Origin of the sequence: Clostridium peptidivorans, assembly GCF_900205925.1 — a bacterium.
Taxonomy (GTDB): domain Bacteria; phylum Bacillota; class Clostridia; order Clostridiales; family Clostridiaceae; genus Clostridium_AK; species Clostridium_AK peptidivorans.
On the sequence record NZ_OAOD01000049.1, the window covers coordinates 1 to 1,465 of the forward strand.

At 36.5% G+C, this 1,465-nt stretch carries 1 protein-coding gene; it reads left to right on the forward strand.

What is annotated here, in order from left to right; translation table 11 throughout:
• Positions 1 to 93: 93 nt before the first annotated feature.
• A protein-coding gene (locus CRN98_RS17235) for an IS3 family transposase (RefSeq protein ID WP_097028638.1) occupies positions 94 to 1,430 on the forward strand; the annotation gives its coding sequence in 2 pieces (ribosomal slippage) (positions 94 to 475 and positions 475 to 1,430; 1,338 coding nt in all).
• The last annotated feature ends 35 nt before the right edge of the window (positions 1,431 to 1,465 follow it).

Genomic DNA, 1,465 nt, shown 5'->3' on the forward strand with positions numbered 1-1,465 from the left:
TAAAATGTACCCTATCGGATAGACACTTGAAAAAAGTCTACCCGGTAGGGTATTTTATCTATAATAGAGTAAATAAAGAAATGGGTGGGTTTAATGAGTAATAAGATATTTACACAAGATGAGATAGAAATATTGTCTAGTAACAAATATGTTAAGCACGTTAGTGTAAAAGGTATAACATATACTGATGAATTTAAGCGTCTTTTCATAGCTGAAAATGAAAAGGGGAAATTTCCAACAGTAATATTCAAAGAATGTGGTTTTGACCTAGATATTTTAGGGTTAGATCGAGTGAGATCATGTGGTAAAAGGTGGCGGGCTACATATAGAGAAGATGGGATACTTGGGCTTCAAGACACTCGAATAGAGAACTCTGGAAGACCTAGGGAAAAGGATCTCACCTTAGAAGAGAAGTATGAACATCTAATGGCTCAAAACAAGTTATTGAAAGCTGAGAATGAACTGTTAAAAAAACTCGATATGTTAGAAAGGAGGATGGTAAGGAAGAAGTAAGATTAGTTGCAGAGCAGAAATTTCAACTTATCAGAGCAATAGTTATAAAGAATAAGCTAAAGAATATGATCAGTTACTTGTGTAAGATTTCAAAAGTATCACGTTCTGGATACTATAACTATTTCTCATTAAAATCGCAGAAGACAAGGGAAAAACGCGATGTGAAAGATGAGTCAGTTAGGGACATTATACTGAAAGCGTTTAACTTCAAAAGGCGCAAGAAAGGTGCTAGACAAATTAAGATGACTCTACAAGGTCAATTTGGAATCATATACAACTTGAAGCGCATCCGAAGGATTATGAAGAAATATGACATTGTTTGCCCTATAAGAAAATCAAATCCCTATAGAAGAATGATGAAGGCTACACAGGAGCACACAGTGCTTCCTAACTTGCTAAATAGACAGTTTAAGCAGAATATACCTGGAAAGGTACTACTTACAGACATAACTTACTTGTTTTACGGCAATGGCAGAAAAGCATACTTATCCACGGTTAAGGATGGCTCTACTAATGAAATTCTAGCATATCATCTTTCCGATAGGCTGACCTTGGATATAGCAACCGATACAGTACATAAGTTAGCAAACAACAGACAAGTCGGCTTGGCGAAGGATGCATTTATCCACTCAGATCAAGGCTCTCACTATACGAGCCCTGTTTTTCAAGCCTTAGTTAAAAGCTATAATCTATATCAATCTATGTCCAGACGAGGCAACTGCTGGGATAATGCTCCGCAGGAGTCCTTCTTTGGGCACTTCAAAGATGAGGCTTATATAAAACCTTGTCAATCACTGTGTGAACTTGAACAAGAGATAGACGAATATATGACTTACTATAACAATTATAGGTATCAGTGGGGACTAAACAAAATGACCCCTGTACAATACAGGGATCATCTCCTTAAAACCGCTTAGTCTTTTTTATTGTGTCCTTGACAAAGGGTACATTT